This window comes from Actinopolymorpha cephalotaxi, assembly GCF_013408535.1.
GTDB classification, from domain to species: domain Bacteria; phylum Actinomycetota; class Actinomycetes; order Propionibacteriales; family Actinopolymorphaceae; genus Actinopolymorpha; species Actinopolymorpha cephalotaxi.
Genome location: NZ_JACBZA010000001.1, coordinates 285,902 through 304,903, shown reverse-complemented (window position 1 = coordinate 304,903; position 19,002 = coordinate 285,902). Strand labels below are relative to the sequence as shown.

19 protein-coding genes are annotated in these 19,002 nt (G+C 70.2%); 10 read left to right on the top strand and 9 right to left on the bottom strand.

Annotated elements, in window-relative coordinates:
* Positions 1 to 38: 38 nt before the first annotated feature.
* From FHR37_RS01285 to FHR37_RS01265, 5 genes are all read right to left on the bottom strand, one after another.
* Complete coding sequence (locus tag FHR37_RS01285) at positions 39 to 1,598, bottom strand: alpha-N-arabinofuranosidase (RefSeq protein WP_092881316.1); 1,560 nt, start codon at positions 1,596 to 1,598, stop codon at positions 39 to 41.
* A gap of 30 nt (positions 1,599 to 1,628) precedes the next feature.
* The gene (locus tag FHR37_RS01280; RefSeq protein ID WP_139238824.1) at positions 1,629 to 3,236 is read right to left on the bottom strand and encodes a hypothetical protein; all 1,608 of its coding nucleotides are present in this window, start codon (positions 3,234 to 3,236) and stop codon (positions 1,629 to 1,631) included.
* Positions 3,237 to 3,449: 213 nt separating this feature from the next.
* The gene (locus FHR37_RS31140; protein WP_092881312.1) at positions 3,450 to 3,704 is read right to left on the bottom strand and encodes a type II toxin-antitoxin system RelE family toxin; all 255 of its coding nucleotides are present in this window, start codon (positions 3,702 to 3,704) and stop codon (positions 3,450 to 3,452) included.
* The gene (locus FHR37_RS01270) at positions 3,701 to 3,988 is read right to left on the bottom strand and encodes a type II toxin-antitoxin system Phd/YefM family antitoxin (RefSeq protein ID WP_092881310.1); all 288 of its coding nucleotides are present in this window, start codon (positions 3,986 to 3,988) and stop codon (positions 3,701 to 3,703) included. The genes FHR37_RS31140 and FHR37_RS01270 overlap by 4 nt, the downstream gene beginning before the upstream one ends.
* A gap of 136 nt (positions 3,989 to 4,124) precedes the next feature.
* Positions 4,125 to 4,739, bottom strand: a complete 615-nt coding sequence (locus tag FHR37_RS01265) for an NADPH-dependent FMN reductase (RefSeq protein WP_092881308.1) — start codon at positions 4,737 to 4,739, stop codon at positions 4,125 to 4,127.
* Between the two features lie 426 nt (positions 4,740 to 5,165).
* On the opposite strand from FHR37_RS01265, the gene FHR37_RS01260 reads away from it, so the two are divergent.
* The 5 genes from FHR37_RS01260 (at position 5,166) to FHR37_RS01240 (ending at position 9,899) form a co-directional block, all read left to right on the top strand.
* On the top strand, positions 5,166 to 6,272 hold the full coding sequence (locus tag FHR37_RS01260; protein WP_092881306.1) for an ABC transporter substrate-binding protein: 1,107 nt from the start codon (positions 5,166 to 5,168) through the stop codon (positions 6,270 to 6,272).
* Positions 6,273 to 6,351: 79 nt separating this feature from the next.
* On the top strand, positions 6,352 to 7,194 hold the full coding sequence (locus FHR37_RS01255; RefSeq protein ID WP_092881304.1) for an ABC transporter permease: 843 nt from the start codon (positions 6,352 to 6,354) through the stop codon (positions 7,192 to 7,194).
* Complete coding sequence (locus tag FHR37_RS01250; RefSeq protein ID WP_092881302.1) at positions 7,170 to 7,955, top strand: ABC transporter ATP-binding protein; 786 nt, start codon at positions 7,170 to 7,172, stop codon at positions 7,953 to 7,955. Before FHR37_RS01255 ends, FHR37_RS01250 begins: the two co-directional genes overlap by 25 nt.
* Positions 7,952 to 9,334 (top strand): LLM class flavin-dependent oxidoreductase, encoded by a 1,383-nt coding sequence (locus FHR37_RS01245; RefSeq protein WP_092881300.1) that lies wholly within the window; start codon positions 7,952 to 7,954, stop codon positions 9,332 to 9,334. The genes FHR37_RS01250 and FHR37_RS01245 overlap by 4 nt, the downstream gene beginning before the upstream one ends.
* Positions 9,335 to 9,356: 22 nt before the next feature.
* Positions 9,357 to 9,899: a flavin reductase family protein gene (locus tag FHR37_RS01240; RefSeq protein WP_092881298.1), complete on the top strand. Its 543-nt coding sequence runs from the start codon at positions 9,357 to 9,359 to the stop codon at positions 9,897 to 9,899.
* A 99-nt stretch (positions 9,900 to 9,998) separates the two neighbouring features.
* On the opposite strand, the gene ku is transcribed toward FHR37_RS01240, so the two are convergent.
* Together ku and FHR37_RS01230 are read right to left on the bottom strand one after the other, a co-directional pair.
* Positions 9,999 to 11,102 carry a non-homologous end joining protein Ku gene (gene ku / locus FHR37_RS01235; RefSeq protein ID WP_092881840.1) on the bottom strand — a complete coding sequence of 368 codons (1,104 nt, stop codon included), beginning with the start codon at positions 11,100 to 11,102 and terminating at the stop codon, positions 9,999 to 10,001.
* Positions 11,103 to 11,185: 83 nt separating this feature from the next.
* Positions 11,186 to 12,298 carry a Gfo/Idh/MocA family protein gene (locus FHR37_RS01230; RefSeq protein ID WP_092881296.1) on the bottom strand — a complete coding sequence of 371 codons (1,113 nt, stop codon included), beginning with the start codon at positions 12,296 to 12,298 and terminating at the stop codon, positions 11,186 to 11,188.
* Between the two features lie 109 nt (positions 12,299 to 12,407).
* Between FHR37_RS01230 and FHR37_RS01225 the strand changes: the two genes are divergently transcribed.
* From FHR37_RS01225 to FHR37_RS01215, 3 genes are all read left to right on the top strand, one after another.
* Positions 12,408 to 13,214, top strand: coding sequence for a DUF4118 domain-containing protein (locus FHR37_RS01225; RefSeq protein WP_092881294.1), 807 nt, complete (start codon positions 12,408 to 12,410; stop codon positions 13,212 to 13,214).
* Between the two features lie 46 nt (positions 13,215 to 13,260).
* Positions 13,261 to 13,515 (top strand): hypothetical protein, encoded by a 255-nt coding sequence (locus tag FHR37_RS01220; protein WP_092881292.1) that lies wholly within the window; start codon positions 13,261 to 13,263, stop codon positions 13,513 to 13,515.
* Between the two features lie 310 nt (positions 13,516 to 13,825).
* Positions 13,826 to 14,545 carry a DUF2267 domain-containing protein gene (locus tag FHR37_RS01215; RefSeq protein WP_237768586.1) on the top strand — a complete coding sequence of 240 codons (720 nt, stop codon included), beginning with the start codon at positions 13,826 to 13,828 and terminating at the stop codon, positions 14,543 to 14,545.
* A 92-nt stretch (positions 14,546 to 14,637) separates the two neighbouring features.
* On the opposite strand, the gene FHR37_RS01210 is transcribed toward FHR37_RS01215, so the two are convergent.
* Together FHR37_RS01210 and FHR37_RS01205 are read right to left on the bottom strand one after the other, a co-directional pair.
* The gene (locus FHR37_RS01210; RefSeq protein ID WP_092881290.1) at positions 14,638 to 16,587 is read right to left on the bottom strand and encodes an ABC transporter substrate-binding protein; all 1,950 of its coding nucleotides are present in this window, start codon (positions 16,585 to 16,587) and stop codon (positions 14,638 to 14,640) included.
* A 114-nt stretch (positions 16,588 to 16,701) separates the two neighbouring features.
* Positions 16,702 to 17,523 carry a phytanoyl-CoA dioxygenase family protein gene (locus tag FHR37_RS01205; RefSeq protein WP_139238823.1) on the bottom strand — a complete coding sequence of 274 codons (822 nt, stop codon included), beginning with the start codon at positions 17,521 to 17,523 and terminating at the stop codon, positions 16,702 to 16,704.
* A gap of 280 nt (positions 17,524 to 17,803) precedes the next feature.
* Here FHR37_RS01205 and FHR37_RS01200 point away from each other — a divergent pair, with 280 nt between their 5' ends.
* Positions 17,804 to 18,412: a MauE/DoxX family redox-associated membrane protein gene (locus FHR37_RS01200; protein WP_139238822.1), complete on the top strand. Its 609-nt coding sequence runs from the start codon at positions 17,804 to 17,806 to the stop codon at positions 18,410 to 18,412.
* Positions 18,412 to 18,984 (top strand): hypothetical protein, encoded by a 573-nt coding sequence (locus tag FHR37_RS01195; RefSeq protein ID WP_092881284.1) that lies wholly within the window; start codon positions 18,412 to 18,414, stop codon positions 18,982 to 18,984. Before FHR37_RS01200 ends, FHR37_RS01195 begins: the two co-directional genes overlap by 1 nt.
* Positions 18,985 to 19,002 lie beyond the last annotated feature (18 nt).

Below are 19,002 nucleotides of genomic sequence, written 5' to 3'. Positions count from 1 at the left end.
CGTGCGGCGCTCACCCGTCGGCCGGGAAGGCTGGTGACTCAGCCGATCCGGCCCGCGAGGGTCACGAACGAGTGCGGCGGCAGCTCGACCGTCAGGCCGGTCCCGAAGGCACCGGCGTCCCGGTCGGCCAGGGTGAAGCCGTCGAACGCCTTCGGCACAACGGCGTCCGGCTCTCCGGGCCGGTTGTGACCGTTCAGTGCTTCGGCGGTGAGGATCCGGCCGGTCAGCTCGGCGACGGCGCCACCACGCAGGTCGAAGTTGACAGTGAGGGCGTCACTGGCGTCGAGGTTCGTCAACGACACCAGCAGGTCGCCGTCCTTCACACTGGCCGACACCGACACCGTCTCAAGTTCGCCGCCGGCGTCGTTCTCGCCGTAGGACCGCGACGTTCCCTGCGTCGACAGGTGCACCGCCAGGTTGTGCGCGTCCTGGTGCCCCTTGTTCATCTCGAACACGTGGTAGGTCGGGGTGCGGACGAGTGCGTCCCCGTCGGTGAGCAGCATCGCCTGCAACACGTTGACCGTCTGCGCGATGTTGGCCATCACCACCCGGCGGGCGTGCTGGTGGAAGATGTCGAACGTCACGCTGGCGACCAGCGCGTCGCGCAAGGTGTTCTGCTGGAACAGGAAGCCCGGGTTCGTCTCCGGCTCGACGTCCCACCAGGTGCCCCACTCGTCGACCACGAGGCCTACCTGGGCGCCCGCGTCGTAGCAGTCCATCACCCGGGAGTGCCCGGCGAGGATCTCGTCCATCGCCCTGGCGGAGGCCAGGGTGCGGTAGTAGTCGTCCTCGGTGAAGTCGGTGGCGCTTCCCTTCGCGTGCCAGGGCCCGGCCAGCGTGTAGTAGTGCAGGGAGATGCCCTGGTAGTAGCCCCGCGGCCGGTTGGTGCAGCCCAGCGGGTTGAGCGCCTTCATCAGCGCCTCGGTCCACGCGTAGTCGCGGTCGTGGGCGCCGGCGGCGATCCGGTAGAGCTTGTTGCCGGCCTGGTCGCGGCAGTACGTGGCGTACCGGCGGGCGAGGTCGGCGTAGTGCTCGGCGCGCATGTTGCCGCCGCAGCCCCAGGCCTCGTTGCCGATCCCCCAGAACGGCACCCGCCACGGGGCCTCGCGCCCGTTCTCCTTGCGCAGGCGCACCATCGGGCTGTCGCCGTCGCGGGTGAGGTACTCCACCCACTCGCTCATCTCGCGGACGGTGCCGCTGCCGACGTTGCCGTTGACGTACGGCTCGGCACCGAGCAGCTCACACAGAGCCATGAACTCGTGCGTGCCGAAGTGGTTGTTCTCCTCGACGTCGCCCCAGTTGGTGTTCACCATCGCGGGCCGCTGGTCCTTGGGGCCGATCCCGTCCTTCCAGTGGTACTCGTCGGCGAAACAGCCGCCCGGCCACCGCAGGTTGGGGATGTTCAGCGCGCGCAGCGCCTCCACCACGTCGAGACGGATGCCCGCCTCGTTGGGGATGTCGGAGTCCGGCCCGACGTAGAAACCGCCGTAGATGCAGCGGCCGAGGTGCTCGGCGAAGTGCCCGTACAGGTGTCTGCTGATCTGTGGCCCGGGCAGGTCGACGTTGACAACGGCGCGGGCGGTGCGTCGCGAAGGCATGGTGCAGCCTATCGACCAAACATCTGATGACTAGCCCCGCGCCCTGGCCGCGTCCGGCACCGCCGGGCCGTCCTCTCGCTCGCCTTCCTCGCCCGCGGGGAGGGCGAGGAACTCCACCACGGCCATCGCCAGGCCCACCGCCACCGCGAGCCACCAGACGACCACGGCCGTCGGCTCGTTCCACAGCACGAAGATCAGCGCGGCCACGACGACGACCGCGACCCGGACCAGCGTGCGGTGGGCGTACACCCACGGTCCCACCGGCCCGGTGCGCAGCCCGATCGACTCGGCCCTGGTACGCAGCCAGCCGATGCCGCGGGCGAACACCGACCTGGTGCGCGTCGCGGTCACCGACGGCCCGGTCATGAACGCGCCGAACGCCACCGCCAGACCGAGCGCGAAGTAGGCCCACAGGTTGGTGTGCAGGAAGCGGACGAAGGTGTCGAAGATCACCGCGGCCGCGTCCGGTGGCAGCGCGGTCGGCGGCACCGAGCCCAGATAGAACGTCCGGCCGATGGCCAGCGCCAGCCACAGCACGATCATGCCGCCGGCCAGTCCGAGGCCGGCGGCGACCAGCATCCGGCGATGGCCACGGGCGAGGAAGACGCCGAGGCCGAGGAACACCACCGCCAGCACGGGCAGCGCGACCCCCAGGCGGTTGAGCAGCCCGTAGGCGTTCTGCGCCTTCACCAGGTCCTTGGTCTGGGCGACCGGGATGCTCGGGTTGATGTTCGGCAGTTTGTTGACGATGCCGAGGCCGTGGGCGGCCAGATCCTTCTTGGCCACGTCGATGAACGGCCCCAGTTGCAGCTTCACCGTGTTGCCGGACACGACCACCGCCTTCGACTGTCCGGACAGCACCTGCACCATCTGCTGGTGGGCGGTGGTGTTCACCTGCACCCACACCCGCGCGAACTGGTCGCTGCGTACGACGTCGACCAGCCTGGACTGGACGAAGCCGTGGATGCCGGAGGTCATCGGGCCGATCAGCGCGGTGAGCTGGTCGGCGACCAGCGGCGGTATCCCGCTGCGCGAGGTGAGCGCGGTGACCGTCTGGCTGATCAGCCGGTTGACGTGCAGGCGGGTGAAGATCGCGTCGGTGGCCTCGGTCGCCACCGCCTGCTGGACCGCGGGCTCCTTCGCCAGCGGCGCCACCGTCTGGACGTACTTCTGCGTGTCGGTGACCTCGGTCTTGACCCACACCGCCGCCACCGCGAGCGGTGCGAGCAGGCTGCCCAGCACCACCAGCGCGATCGCCACCGGCAGTCGCCACCGGCCGGGCGTACGCGGCCGCTCGGCAGCCGGCGGCTGGGTGGCCGGCGGCTGACCTGCGCGCATCCGGGCCGCCTCCGCCCGGGCCTCGGCGGCCTCCGCCCGGACCGAGGCAACCTCTGCCTGGACACTCGCGAGGTCGGCGCGCAACCGGTCGAGTTCGGTCCGCTGGTCCGGCACGGTGAGATGTTCGCGAACGGCGGGCTGCTCGGGCGTAGTGGGCTGGTCCGGCACGGTGGGCTGTTCGGACGCGGTGGGCTGTTCGGGCGCGGTCTCCGGAGCGTCCGAACGCTGGCCCGGAAGCTCGGTCCGGCGTTCGTCCGAGCGCGAGCCCGGACGCTCACCCGACTGTTCGCCCGAACCCATCGACACCTCCGGACCACGGCCGCCCCCGGCGTACGGCCGTGCCACCGCGGAATCCGCGGTGGTGCCTCCCAGTGTCCGCACCTGCGAGCCCGGGCGCGCAGAGCCGAAGGTCCGTCAGCCGGCCGCGGCCGGCCTCGCAAACCTCGTCAACCTCGCATTGTCAGCGAGTGGCGGCGCACGTATGTGGCACGGCAACTGACAGCTCGGGAAACGTCAGCGACGGACTTTGCCGAGGGACCACACCCGCACGGTGTCGTCCGTCACCTCGTACATGACCCGGCAGTCCTCGATGTGCAGCCGGTAGATCAGACTGCCGCCGAGGTGGATGCTGCCTTCTGGTTCGGGGTCGCTGGCGAGGGAGTTGACCAGCGCCATTACCCGCCGGGCCATGATCTGGTCTGTTGTGATGAGGTCCTTGAACCCGGTGAGGTAACCCTGCTCGAACAGCAGGTGCCGCTCCCTGCTCACCGGGTCTGGTCCCCGGCCGCGTCAGCCTCGTCCAGCCACTGGTTCATCTGACGCTGCGCGTCCTCGTTGCTCACCCACACAGGGCCCTTGGACTTGATCGCCTCGATCTCGGCCAGGTCCGCGGCATCCTCGAGTGCCTGGTAGCGGGCCATCATCTCTGGAGAGATCACGATCGCGGCCGGCTTGCCGTGGTCGGTGATGACCACCGGCTCCCCGCCGTACCGGGCTTCGTTCACCATCTCCGCCGTGCGCCGGGTGGCATCGGTCATCGTGTACGTCGACATGGCACCAAAGATACCCGCACGGTATGCAAATTTGGAAGATTTACAACTCGACCAAGTGTTGGGAGTGGCCTTGCTGCGGTGCAGGCGGTTCACCGGCCCGCATCCGGGCCGCCTCCGCCCGCGCCTTCGTGCATCGTCAGCGAGTGGCGACGAACTCCGTGCTATCGACCGCGCGGAGCATCCGGGCCAGGGTTGGCGCTTCGCTGAGTACCCACTCCTCCACCACCGCCGCCGGGTCGGCGAGCACGGCCTCCTCCACCGCGAACGCCCGGGTGGGCGTGCTGGCTCCCAGCTCCACCAGCAGCGGCCGCAGGTGAACGTCGGCGACCAGCCGGTGGATCGGGGCGCCGGCCACGGTCATCGGCACCGCCGCCACCCCTCGCAGCGCGGCACCGCCGAGCCGATCGAGGAACGACTTCAGCAGTCCGGTGTAGCTCGCCTTGTAGACGGGCGTGGCAGCGACCAGAACCGAGGCGGAGGTGACGGTCGCCAGCGCCTCGTCGACCGCGGGGCTGCCGTCGAGGACCGCGCCGCCGAACTCCGCCAGGTCGACCACCCGCAGGGCCGTGCCGGGCAGGCCGAGGGCGTCCACCAGCCGGGCGGAGAGGTGTTCGGTGAGCTCGCGAGTACGGGAGTTCCGGCGCGGGTTGCCGACCAGGGCGACCACGGAAGCCGCTGGTTCGCCGCCCTCCACCGGCGTCCGCTCCGGGAGCGGGCAGGTGGCCGGGTCGGCGATGGGCGGGGGTGCCATGGGTCCTCCGGGTGGTCTCGGTACGAGAACAAGTCGTCTCAGCCTTCGGATATCATAGTAATCCAGTAGGAATTAGCGGCTATGGTGACTGTCATGTGGGCAGCGCTCCTCCTCACCCAACGGCGTGAGATCGACCTGATGCACGTCGCCAGCGCGACCTGTCGCTGACATCCGGACGGGTTCGCTCCGCGACCCCTTCTCCCCGCACCATCGCGCACCATCTCGCCTGTTCTCGCCTGTCGCCACAGCCGTTCGGCACGGTGATCCAGGCTGTCCGGGCCGGCCGGCCTGTCCCTGCCGTCCGGCCCCGGCATACCAACCCGGCCGCGTGATTTGCCGTCGAGTCACCCCCTCACTTCCCCGCCTGCATCCGGAACCGCCTGAGTCCGCGACCGGCGCGATCCGCACACCGCAAGGAGTTCTGCCATGTCCTCGCCCGTCCCGCGTACCCGCCGCACCCTGCGCGCCGGTCTGGCCCTCCTCACCGGCCTCGTTCTGCTGACCGGATGCGGCCTGGGCAAGGCCGACGCCAACGGCACCGACGGCGCGAGCGGCGCCGGCGGGTCCGGTGGCAAGAAGCTGGCGCTGGACGCGCCGCTGCCGACCAAGGTGCCCGAGGGAACGACGCTCACCATCGGCGATCCCGCCACCCAGAAGGCACTGGAGCTGTCCGGGCAGATCGACAAGCTGCCGTTCAAGGTGAAGTGGGCCAACCTGAGTGGCGGACCACAGACCACCGAGGCCTTCCGGGCCGGCGCGCTCGACCTCGGCTCGGTCGCCGACATCCCGCCGATCCACGCGACCTGGACCGGCCTGCACGTACGGATCGTCGCCGCGAAGTTCCGCGTGGACCCGATCAACCACCCGATCTACCAGCTCGGCATCGCCCCCGGGGTGAAGGTGCGCTCGCTGACAGACCTACGCGGCAAGAAGATCGCGTACAGCCCCGGCCAGGCACAGGGCGCCCTGGTGCTGCGCGTGCTGCAGAAGGCCGGACTGAAGAAGTCCGACGTCACCCTGGTGGAGCTGCCCAGCACCGGCGACGTCTACCCCAACGCCCTTGCCGGCAAGCAGGTCGACGTCGCACCGATCGGCGGCGTGGCCATCAAGCGGTATCTCGGCAAGTACGCCAAGGACGGTGGCACCACGATCTCGCACGGGCTGCGCGACGACCCCGGCCACCTCTACACCCAGGTCGCCACGCTGGAGGACCCGGCGAAGGCGGCGGCGATCCGTGCGTACGTGGAGTACTGGGCCCGCGCCCAGATCTGGATGGACAAGCACCCGCAGCAGTGGATCGACGGCTACTACGTGAAGGACCAGGGCCTGTCCGAGGAGGACGGCCGCTGGCTGGTGGAGAAGTCCGGCCACCCCGACATCCCCGCCGACTGGACGGCGGCGATCGCCCGCCAGCAGCAGACCATCGACCTGCTCGCCCGGGAGACCGACAAGCCGAAGTTGACAGCGGCGGACCTGTTCGACCAGCGGTTCGCGCCGGTCGCCGCGGACGCCATCAAGAGCGAGGCGCCATGACAGCCATGACACCCGTGACTGCGACAACACGCATGACAGCCATGCCAGCCAGGACATCGACGAGGGGGCCGACGAACCGATGACCACCACCGCACCGCCCGTCCGGGTACCGGCGCGGCCGACCACCACCGCACCCGTCCGGCGCGCTCGCCGGCTCGGCCCGGGGCGGCCCGTCCGGTTCGGTTCCGCCGTCGGCCCGCTGCTGTTGCTCGCCGTATGGTCGGCCGGATCGGCGACCGGCCTGATCGACCCCCGGATCCTGTCCGCGCCCTGGACCGTGGTGACCACCACCATCGACCTGGTCAACGACGGCAGGCTGCCTGCCAACCTGGCCGTCTCGGCCCAGCGGGCCTTCCTCGGACTGGCGATCGGGATCGCCGTCGGCACCGTGCTCGCGCTCGCCTCCGGCCTGAGCCGGCTGGGCGAGGCACTGATCGACGGGCCGATCCAGATCAAGCGCGCGATACCGTCGCTGGCCCTGCTCCCGCTGCTGATCCTGTGGTTCGGGATCGGGGAGACGATGAAGGTCGTCACCATCACCCTGGGCGTGCTCGTCCCGGTCTACATCCACACCCACAACGGCCTGCGCACCATCGACAGCCGGTACGTCGAACTCGCCCAGACCGTCGGCCTGAGCCGGTGGGCGTTCCTCCGCAAGGTCGTTCTTCCCGGAGCGTTCCCGGGTTTCCTGCTCGGGTTGCGGTTCGCCGTGGTCGGCGCCTGGCTGGCCCTGGTGGTCGTGGAGCAGATCAACGCCACCAGCGGAATCGGCTACATGATGGAGCTGGCCCGCACCTACGGCCAGACCGACATCATCGTCGTCGGCCTGGTGGTCTACGGAATTCTCGGGCTCGCCTCCGACGGCGCCGTCCGACTCGTGCAGAGGAAGGCGCTGACATGGCGACGTACGCTGGCCGACTGACCGGTTCCGCGGTCGAGGTCCGCTCACTCGTCAGGGGGTTCGCCGAGCGGCTGGTCCTCGACCACCTGGACCTGGCGATCGCACCGGGCGAGTTCGTCGCCCTGCTGGGCCGCAGCGGTTCGGGCAAGAGCACCCTGCTCCGCGCGCTGGCCGGACTGGACCACGACGTCGAGGGCACCGGTGAGATCGGGGTGCCGAGGAACGTCTCGGTGGTGTTCCAGGACTCCCGGCTGCTGCCGTGGCAACGCGTCCTTGACAACGTGACGCTCGGACTGTCCGGGCCCGGAACGTCGGACAGGGGCCGGGAGAGTCTGGCCGAGGTCGGGCTGGCCGGTCGCGAACACGCCTGGCCCAACCAGCTGTCCGGTGGCGAACAGCAGCGGGTCGCGCTGGCGCGTTCGCTGGTCCGCGAGCCGGAGCTGCTGCTCGCCGACGAACCGTTCGGCAGCCTGGACGCGCTCACCCGGATCCGCATGCACGGCCTGCTCCGCCAGTTGTGCGAGCGGCACCGCCCGGCGGTGCTGCTGGTCACCCACGACGTCGACGAGGCGATCGCGCTCGCGGACCGGGTGCTGGTGCTCGCCGACGGCCGGGTCGACACCGAGGTCGAGGTGACGATCGACTCTCCGCGCGACCCGTCCGACCTGCGCTTCGCAGAACTCCGCTCCCTGCTCCTGGCCCACCTGGGCATCGTCAACGGCGGCTTGCCGGCCGCCGAGACCGACGTCACCTCCCGTCGACCCGAAGAGGTCTCCGCATGAGTACGCCACGCCGCAAACCCCTGCACCTGAACGCCTTCCTGATGAGCACCGGCCACCACGAGGCGTCGTGGCGACTGCCGGAGAGCAACGCCTACGCCAACACCGACGTCGAGCACTACCGCGAGCTGGCCCGGATCGCCGAGCGCGGCACCTTCGACTCGGTCTTCTTCGCCGACAGTCCCGCGCTGTTCGGCGACGTGGGCCGGCGGCCGTCCGGGTCGCTGGAGCCGACCGTTCTGCTCACCGCGATCGCGGCCGCCACCGAACGCATCGGCCTGATCGCCACCGCGTCCACCACCTACAACGACCCGTACAACCTGGCCCGCAGGTTCGCCTCGGTCGACCACGTGAGCGGCGGCCGCGCGGGATGGAACGTCGTCACCACCGCGTCGGTGGACGCGGCCCGCAACTTCGGCCTGGACGAGTTGCCGAGCCACCGGGACCGTTACGCCCGGGCGGCGGAGTTCCTGGAGGTGGCGCGGCGACTGTGGGACAGCTGGGACGACGACGCGGCCCTTGCCGACAAGGAGAGTGGTGTGTGGGCGGACGCGTCCCGCGTCCACCGGGTCGACCACACCGGGGCGTACTTCCGCGTCCGCGGCCCGCTCAACGTGCCCCGCTCTCCGCAGGCGCATCCCGTCCTCGTCCAGGCCGGGTCGTCCGAGGACGGCAAGGACCTCGCCGCGGAGTACGCCGAGGCGGTGTTCACCGCGCAGCAGACGCTGGCCGACGCGCAGGCGTTCTACACCGACCTGAAGGCCCGGGTGGCCCGGGCCGGCCGAGACCCGGAGACGGTGAAGATCCTGCCCGGCATCGTGCCGGTGCTCGGGGCGACCGAGGCCGAGGCCCGTTCCCGGGAGGAGCAACTGGACCAGCTGATCGTGCCCGAGTACGCCCGGGCACAGCTGGCCCGCACCCTCAGGGTCGACCCCGAGGACCTGCCGCTGGACCGGGAGCTGCCGGCGGACCTGCCCGACGAGGACGAGATCGAGGGCGCCAAGAGCCGCTACACCCTGATCGTCACCCTGGCCCGCCGGGAGCGGCTGACCGTACGGCAGCTGATCGGGCGGCTCGGCGGCGGCCGCGGGCACCGGACGTTCAGCGGTACGCCGGAACAGGTGGCCGACGCCCTCGAGGACTGGCACGCGAACGGCGCCGCGGACGGCTTCAACGTGATGCCGGCGGTGCTGCCGAGCGGACTGTCGGAGTTCGTCGACCACGTGGTGCCGATCCTGCGCCGGCGCGGGCTCTTCCGTACCGAGTACACCGGCACGACGCTGCGCGACCACTACGGCCTCGACCGCCCGGTCAGCTCCTTCCCACCGGCACCCGCCCAGGAACACGACCGCGACCACCACCTCGACCTGCTCGGCGCCTGAGCCGGTGCCCACGGAGGATCTGATGACCACGTACCTGGAAGCTCTGGAAGCGCCCACCGGCATCACCCCGGACCTCTACCGCGCGGTCTTCCGCAGGTATGCCGCGGGCGTCGTCATCGTTACTGCGGACGCGGGGTTCGGCCCGGTGGGCTTCACCGCCACGTCACTGGCGTCGATCTCCCTCGACCCGCCGCTGGTGTCGTTCGCCCTGTCCACGAACGCGTCCAGCTGGCCCACCATCGCCACCGCGGAGAGCGTGGTGGTCAACTTCGTCGGGGCGCACGACCACACTCTCGCGGCGAGGTTCGCCACCAGCGGCATCGACCGGTTCGCCGGCCCCACCAGGTGGTCGCGGCTGCACACCGGTGAGCCGGTGCTGGACGATGCCGCCGGTCACCTGCGCGGACGGATCGACTACCGCTACCCGGTCGGGGACCATCACCTGGTGGTCGCCGAGGTCACCGCGGCGGCGACCCGGCAGCACGCGCCGCTGGTCTACCACGCCGGGACGTACGCCACGGTGGGGCCGGCGACAACGGCAGCCACCACGCCGACGCCACGCTGAGCCTTCCCTCGCGGATACCGGAACGCCCCGCTCGTGACGAATCACGGGCGGGGCGTTCGGCACGTCACGTCGGTGTACGGACCTGCGGGTGCGCAGAGGTCAGGATGCCTTCTGAACCGCCTTCTGCAGTTGGGCTCTGGTCATCTTCGACCGGCCCTCGATGCCGAGCTTGCTGGCCCGGTCGTACAGGTCCTGTTTGCTGAGCTCGGCGACGTCGGCGGCCCTGGAGCGCCCGCCGGATCCGTTGCCCGCCGCCTTGCGGGAGCCCGACCCGCCGGTGGACTTCGCGGCCTTCTTCGCACCGGCCGACGTCGCACTCTTCTTGGCGGCCTCCTTCTTCGCACCGGCCGACTTCGCCGCCTTCTTCGCACCGGTGGACTTCGCGGCCTTCTTCGCGCCCGAACCCGCGCGCCCGGCCCTACCGCTCCTGGCCTCGTCGACGCTGCGGCGCAACGCGTCCATCAGGTCGACGACGTTGCTCTCCTCCGGCTCGTACTCCTCGACCTCGATCTCCTTGCCCTTGGCCTTGTCCTTCACGATGCCGAGCAGGCGTTCGCGGTAGCTGTCGTGGTACTGCTCCGGCTTCCACGGCGTGGTGAGCTGCTCGATCAGGTTGACCGCGGCCTTGACCTCGCGGGAGTTGTTCTTGCTGCTCGACGGCAGGGTGTCAACCACCTCTTGCGGGTCGCGTACCTCGTCGGCGAACAGCAGCGTCTCCAGAACCAGCACCCGCTTCCAGGGCCGGATCACCGCGAGGTACTCCTTGCCGCGCATCACGAACGAGCCCACTCCGGCCAGGCCGGACTGCTCCATCGCGTCGCGCAGCAGGGCGTACGCCTCGTGCGCGCTCTCCTCCCGCGGCGCGAGGTAGTAGCTCTTCTCGTAGTAGACGGGATCGATCTCGGCGAGGTCGACGAAGTCGGAGATCTCCAGCGATCGCGACCTGCCCAGGCTGGCCGACTCGACCTCCTCCTGGGTCAGCGTGACGAACTTGTCGCCGGGCAGTTCGTAGCCCTTCACCACGTCCTTGTACTCGACCTCGCGGTCGGTGCCCTCCGCGACGCGCTTGTAGCGCACCCGGGCGTTCGAGCCGGCCTCGCGCTGGTGGAAGGACACGTCCTTCTGCTCGGTCGCGCTCAGCAGCCGCACCGGGACGTTCACCAGCCCGAAGCTCAGCGATCCGTTCCAAATCGGACGTGCCATGGTGGTCACCTCGTGTGCTGTCGGAAGGTCGGTTCTGAGATCGGGAAGTCGGGTCGAAGGTCGTCTACCCGTGGGGCGCCGCTCTATCCCCCGGCCGCCGGCGCCCAGGGTTGACGCTCGGTGCGGACGGTCTCGCCGGTCCGCACGGCCTGGGCGATCATCATGCCGAGATAGTGGTCCTGGCAGGCCTCGTCCAGCCCGTAGAAGCCCGGCCCACCGGCCGCGTGCTCGGCCATTTTCGCCAGGCAGGTGGCGATGGCGATCTCGTCGTCGTACAACCTGGCCGGCGCGAACGGGTTCTGGTAGACCCAGCGGTCGCCGGCCGTGATGCCCTGCAGGAAGTAGCCCTCGGCGTTCTCCCACTCCCCGCGGTTGACCCGGGTCAGCTCGAGGTCCAGCGGCGTGCCGGACGGCTCCTGCACGCGGACCCGCCGGTCGAAGATCTCACCGCGGTGGCCCCGCACCGACACGTGGTTGGACCTGATCCAGGACCGGTGCTGGTTGGCGGTGAAGTCGTAGCAGCCGAGCCGGTCCCCGAAGTCCAGCCAGGCAAGGTCGCGTTCGGAGGTGACCAGGACGTCCTCGCGCGGCGGGCCCTCGCGGGTCGGCCCGGCCACCCAAGGCGACTCGAACCGCATCCCGCGGATCACCGCGTCGTCGTACCCCACGCCGAGGAGGAGCCGCAGCAGGCTGACGGCGTGGTAGAGGTGCGAGAACGACACGGTGGCCTGGGTAACCGGTCCCAGCCGGCCCTCCTCGACCAGCGCCAGCCGCGCCTGGTTGACCGGGTGCAGGTGATACTGCTCGGCCACCTGGACCCGGGCGCCGGTCCCGGCGAGGTCGGCCCACAACCGGTGCAGGCCGTCGAGGTCGGGAGCGGGCGGGGTCTCGGCCAGGACGGGTACGCCGCGACCGGCGAGGTCGCGGATGTAGCCGGCGCCTGCCGCCGCGGGCACCGACACCACCACGAAATCGGGGAAGTCGGGGGCGTTCGGCCGGGTGCGGGCGAGGAAGTCGTCGAGGGTACGAAACGTCGGCACGTCCCAGCGGCGTTCCATCTCCGCGCCGCGGTCGGCGTCGCGCACCACCAGCCCGGCCACCCGGAACCGCTCCGGCAGCGCCTGTGCGATCCGCAGGAAGTACTGCGCCCGGAAGCCCGCTCCACCCACGATCCCGAACGTCGCCGCACCGGTCATCGCGCTCCTCCCCAATCCGGGCGAACCGCTCCGGGCCGCTCGTCTCGGGCAGATTACCGTCGTCGCGGACGGGCCGCCGAGACCGCCGCGAGAGCGGTTTGATGGAGCCATGCGCGCGGAGTCGTTCCTGCAGGCACACCGCACCTGGGTCGGTGTGGTGTCCGCCGTGCTCCCGCTGGTCGCGTGCGCGGCGCTGGCACCGTTCCGGGAGAGCGTCGCCAACACCGACGTCGCCCTCGCCCTGGTGCTGCTGATCGTCGCCGCGGCATCCACCGGCGTCCGCTGGGCCGGGGTGGTCGCCGCGGTCTCCAGCGCGGTGTGGTTCGACTTCTTCCTCACCCGGCCGTACCACCAGCTCACCATCGCCAACCGGGAGGACGTGGAGACCGCCGTACTCCTGGTCATCGTCGGTGTCGCGGTCTCCGAGATCGCCCACTGGGGACGCCGCCAGCAGGCACGCGCGAGCCGGCAGGAGGGATATCTGTCCGGTGTGGTCCGTACGTCCGCCGCTGTCGCCGCCGGCCGGGAGTCACCGGACACGCTCACCTCGCACGTCGCCGACCAGATCACCGACGTGCTGCGGATCGACGACTGCCGCTTCGACCGAACCGGTGCCGGCAGCTCGAACGGCGATCACGGTGGCGGCGGTGGCGACGGCGACGGTGACGGCCTGCCGACGATGGACAGCGACGGGCACGTGACCCGGCGCGGCCGTCCGCTGGACGTGGACAGGTACGGCCTGCCGACGGACGCGGAGACGGCGCTCGTCGTCCGCAGCGGCGGTGTCGTACACGGCAGGTTCCTGCTCGTAGCGGCCACCGAGGTGGTGCACCCGACGCTGGAACAGCGCCAGGTCGCGGCCACCCTCGCCAGCCAGCTCGGCGCGGCACTGTCCAAGCCGGGCGCCCAATCGTGACTGGAGATCGCTGGACTCCGGACGGCACGCCTGTCACTGTGCGGACATGAGCGGAATCGTGGGACTGGTCCTGGTTGTCGCGGTGCTGGTCGCCGTGGGAGTCACCGTGGTCGTGGTCGGGCGCCGCCGGGAACGCCGTCGTGGGTACGCCGGAGAGTTCGTGGCCCGACACGATGACCGCGGCGACGCCAAGCTTCCCCAGGTCGGCCAGGACATGGGATCCAAGTGGTTCTCCGGCGGGTGGGGTGGGGGCGTCGGAGGAGGAGGCGGCGGAGGCGGGGTCGGAGGAGGCGGCAGCTGACGCCGCGGCGTCCCTGGGCGCAGTTGGAGACCTGTAGAACAATTTCCCTTCGCCGGCATTGTCCGGATCAGGTAGCTGGGGGTCGTCCAGGCGATCTCTCGACCGTCCGGGCCTCTCAGCCCTCTCGGGCTCCCTCGCTTGCTCCACAGGCCTTGCTGCCAAACTCCCGCGCCGGCCCCGTTGCCGCGTAGGGCAGAAGGTCCTCACCGGCCCGTACGCCGGACATCCCGCCGACCGGGCCGTCCGGCCGGGCCGTTCGCCCCTGGCTTCGGCGGTGGCTCGTCGCCGAGCGTGGAGGGAGACCACCCGAGTGCCGGTACGTCTCCCGGAGGCGACGATGACGATCCGCCCACATGCCCTGGCCCGTGCGGAGAACACCACCCACGCCTGGCTGCACACCGTCGCCCAGGAGCTGGGCAGCGACGACCCGGAGTTCACCTTCCGCGCGGTGCGCACGTGGCTGCACTGCGTCCGTGACCGGCTCACGGTGGAAAGTGCCGCCCACCTGGCCGCTCAGCTGCCGGAGCTGCTGCGCGGCGTCTTCTACGACGGCTGGTCGCCCAGCCGGGTGCCGACGAAGGCGGACGCGGAGGAGACCGCCGAACGCTTCGCGCACGAGGCGATGATCCCGCTTGCCGAGGTGCACCAAGTGGCCGCCGCCGTCTCGGTCGCGATGCGCGAGCAGTTCTCCCCGGGCCAGCTGGACACGACGTTCGGCAACCTGCCGGTACGCCTGCGGGCGCTGTTCGAACCCGACCCCGGCCACGCTGCCGGCGGAGACGGGAAGGCGGCCGGCGGCCGGGGCGAGAAGGGCGGCGAACGCGTACCCAGTCAGCGCAACCGTGCCGACACCGCTGTCAACGACAGGTTGGCAGACCTCGAACGCCACCTGCAGGCGCTCACCGAGGCGGTCCGGGCGCTGGCCGTCGGGATGGAGGAGGTTCCCGTCGAGGAGCCGTCCTCCCACCGGGCCGCGCGGGCCGCACGCCGGGCACACCAACTGCTGCTCGCCGCCGGCCGCGACGTGTGAGCCACCGCGGGCCGTCTGCCAGCAGTCGTCTGCGCGCGACCATGCCGGGAGCGTGCCCGCGGGCACGCTCCCGATAACCACGGCGCTCCGGCTCAGCTCGGCTTTATGTAGTACTGGCAGGGATTCGTCGGCGCGGGCGACATGTAGACCCAGGCGCCCTCGGTGGTGAACTTCGGCCAGTTGCCGATCTTGTTCGCCACCGTGCCGTAGCCGTTGGGCAGGGCGGCGATCCCGATGGCGTGGAAGCGCTGCTTGGCGATCGTGAGGATCTCCTTCATCAGCCGGGCCTGCTCGTCCATGTCCGACGTGGCGTTCACCTTGTCGTACAACGTCATCTGCTGACGTACGTCGGCCGGTGGCCGCTCGCCGGCCTTGCCCCTGGAGTTGTACCACTCCGCCCACTTCACCCCGAAGAACGAGTACGGGTTGAGCAACGGCAGGTAGTTGTAGGGGTTCAGCAGCACCACGCCGTCCAGGCCACCCTCGCCCGCCCACACCGAGAAGTCGTGCTTGTTGGCCGAACCGCGTTCGACCACGATCTCCGGGCTGCCGGAGTTCACGTGCGCGTCGATGCCGACCTTCTGCCAGAAGCCGACCACCAGCGAGAGGACGTCGGTCCAGGTGGGCACGATGGTGGCCACGTCGACGAGGAACGAGATGGGCTTGCCGTCCGGGCCCAGGCGTACACCCCTCGCGTCCTTCTTCGGGTACTCCTTGTCCAGGATCTCGTTCGCCTGGGCCACGTCGTACTCGGTGTACTGCGTGGCCATCTCCTTGTCGAGGTAGGTCGACTCCTTGCGCGGCGCCACCTGCCAGGGCTCGCCCTGCCGCTGGAACACCGCCTTGATGATCTCCGGCCGGTTGATGGCGTGCGACAGCCCGACCCGGAAGTTGCGGTTGTTGAAGATCTCCCGCTTGACCGGGTCGTCGTGGGTGAGGTTGGGGTAGATGCAGGCGACGTTCATCGCCTCGGGCACGACGTCGAAGAGCCGGAAGTCGCCGCGTTCGCGGTACTTCGCCACGATCGGCTTGTCCTTCAACTGCGGCGTCGCCACGTCGAGCTCGCCGTTGAGGGTCTTCAGCAGCGCGGCCTCGTCGTCGCCCACCACCGAGTAGACGATCCGGTCGATGTAGGGCAGCTGGCTGCCCTCCGGGTCGACCTTCCAGTAGTACGGGTTGCGCTCCACCACCACCTGGGACTTCTGGTCGGAGGTGGTGGTGAGCACCCACGCGTACAACGTCGGCTTGTCGGGGTTGCGGCCGAAGCTCCAGGTGCCGCCCACGTCCTGCAGGACGGTGATCCCGTCCTTGAAGCCGATCTTCTTGGCCTGGGCGGCGTGCTGGGGGTTGTACTTCGGGTGGAACTTCTCGAGGTAGTGGCGGGGATAGTCGGTCAGGGCCGCGCCGCGACGGGTGGCGAGGTAGTTCACGAACGTCCCGTTGGGCTTGGTGAAGGTGACCTTGACGGTGTGGTCGTCCACCTTGGTGGCTTTCATGTCACCGAACGGCGGGATCGACGTGATCCGCTTGTCCATCAGGATGTCCTGGACGGCGAACACCACGTCGTCGGGTCCGAACGGCTTTCCGTCCGACCAGCGCATGCCCTCGCGGAGTACGAAGGTGTACTCCGTGCTGGCGGCGTTGACCTGGTAGCTGGTGGCGATGTCCGGGACGACCTTCTTGAACGTCGGGTCCCAGCGCACGAGGTTCTCGTAGCCGGCGAAGGAGTAGATCGTCGCGGCGTCGCCGTAGGCCTCGCCCTTGATCCGCAGGTGCCAGGCCCCGCCGTACCGTCCGATCTTCTCGTTCGGCTTCACCACCAGTGGCTTGGCGGGCAACCTGTCCTTGACAGGCGGCAGCTTCCCGGCCTTGACCTTGGCGGCCAGCGTGGGCGGCTCCTTCGTCTTCTTCCCCGAGCCGGCGTCGGAGTCGCTGCCGCTGGGCTTGGTGGACAGGAAGCTGCACGCGCTTCCGGTCACCGCGACCGTCACCGCGACTCCACCCACCCGCAGGACGTCCCGCCGGGTCACCGCGTCTGTCATGTCCGCCTCCTAGGGCTCCTGGCCACACACCACCCCCGCACACACGTGCGTTCACACTCCCCGTGGGTCGACGGCCTCCACCGCCGACCCGAACCTCGCCGCCGGCGTCAGGGGCTACCAGCGATCCAGGCCCAGCAGCCGCCGGCCCAGGGAGGTGAGCTCGGCCGGCCGGCCACGCGCCGCCTCGATCCCGCGCGGGTCACCGGGGAAGGCGCGGTGATGTGCGAGCGGGCGGTTCTCCTGCCAGGCGTCGATGCGTGCCTGCCGTGCCTGGTCGTCGGTCTCCCGCGCGGGGTTCATCGAGATGTACTGCGCCAGGCGGGGGCGGTCGGTCAGGTTGTCGCCGTTGCCGTGGGCCAGCAGCGAGGTCCAGATGACCATGTCACCGGCCCGCAACGGCACCTGCACCGGAGTGTGCTCGGTCAGGTCGGCCTGCCGGGACCGGCCGTACTTCTCCAGGTAGGCAGGGAGGTTCTGGTAGATGCTCGGAACGCACTGGAAGCCACCCATGTCCTCGGAGGTGTCGGCCAGGGCGAGCACGCCCTGCACCCCGAACGGGATGTCGGGATACCGCTCGATGTCGGCGTCCCAGTGCAGGAAGCCGCGGTGGTGGTAGTCGGGATACTCCGGGACCGACGGCGGTTTGAGGTTCGTACGGTCGATGCTCACCCACAGCCGTTCGCTGCCGAAGATCTCGGCGAACACCTCGTGCACCCGTTCGTCCTGGCGGGTGTCCCACATCGACTGGTAGTGATACATCTCCACCATGCCGGCCGGTCCGATCCGGTCCGGGGCGTACCACGTGCTCCGGTCGGCGGGGTCGGCTCCGGTGTGCCGCCAGATGTCGGCCACCACCGCGTCCACGTTCTTTCTCGGGACCACGCCGGGGACCACGACGTAACCCTGTTCGTCGATGCGGCGACGAAGTTTCGACATGCGGATCTCCTCGGCCGGAGCCACCAACGCACAAAGACGACTTCTGCCTAACAGGCGTGGTGGGGGCCGTCAAACAACTGACCGACCACGGTCAGCAATCAACCGACGCCGGACCCGTTTGGCTGCTGCGGCCAGGTTGGGAAACCAGCAGTTGGCAGTACGAGAACCTCAGGGCGCATCGCGCCACGTGGGTTCGCGGCTGCATCGGCCGGACACAAAGTTGCCGGACACAGAGCGGCCGGACACAAAGCGACGACCGGCAGAACTACAGGGGGATTCGGTGGATGCAGTGCGGTCGGTCGCGGAGCTGGTCTGCTCGGCCGTCGCCGTGGCCGGCGGACTGCTTCTCCTGTGGGCCGGTCTCGGTCACGCGCGGGCGTTCGGCCGGCTCCGGGCGACCCTGCTGGTACACCGCCTGCTGCCCCGCGGCGGATCCCGGGCCGGTGCGGCCGCACTGGTGGTGGCCGAGGTCGGCGTGGGCGGCGCCGTCGTCGCCGGCACCCTGTCGTCGTTGCGCAGGACCTCGGCCCTGCCGAGCCGGCTCGTGCTGCCCGCGATGGTCGGCGAAGCCCTCGTCTACACAGGGTTTCTGGTGTACCTGACGGTGTTGCGGCGCACCCGTCCCGACGCGCCGTGCGGTTGCCTGCGCGACGACGGGCCGGTCCGGGCGCCCGTCCTGATACGGGCCGGGGTCTTCGCCGCGGTGGCCGCGGCCGCCGCGGGTCTTTCCGCCGGTCCCACACCGTTCGTCGAGAGCCTGACCGGGACGGGCCGGCTCGCGTCGGTGTCCGTCCTCGTCCCGGCACTCGTGCTGGCCGTTCTCACCGCCCTGGTGCCCGCCACGCTCGTCCACCCGTCGTCTCGAACCACCTCGTTCCGGAGGAACTGATGGAAACCCTTGTCGGCGCGGTCGTCCTCGCCTGGTTGGCGTTGGTGCTCCTCGCCTTCGCGATGGCCGGCATGCTGCGCCAGCTCCGCGACCTGCAGGCCGGCGTCGCGAGTGCGGCCGGCGTGCCGGCCACGGCGGGCGGTGCGGCGCACAGTGCGCTTGGTGTGGGAACGATCCCGGACAACCCGCAGACTCCGCTGTCGGTACGCCCGCGAGACGACGCGGCGTGCGCCCTCGTCCTGCTCGTCGACGACAACTGCCCGGTGTGCGCGGAGGTCGCGCCGTACTTCGACGACCTGGCGAACAAGTCCTCGGCGGCGGTGGACTTCGTGGTGCTCGCCCGGACGCCGGTGGCGAAGTTCGCCGGACTCACCGGCGCCAGGTTCGTCGCGGACTCGATCGCCTGCCACCTGCTGGATCCGGGCTGGCGGCCGGCGATCGTGGTTCTGGACCGGGCCGGCGCCATGGTGACCCGGGAACCGGCCGGCTCGAAGAAGGTCCTCGACGCGGTGGTCACCGACGCCGAGGCGCTGGCCGAGGCCGCAGCGACCGCACCCACCCAGAACAGCTGACGTCGCCATGTCGACCAG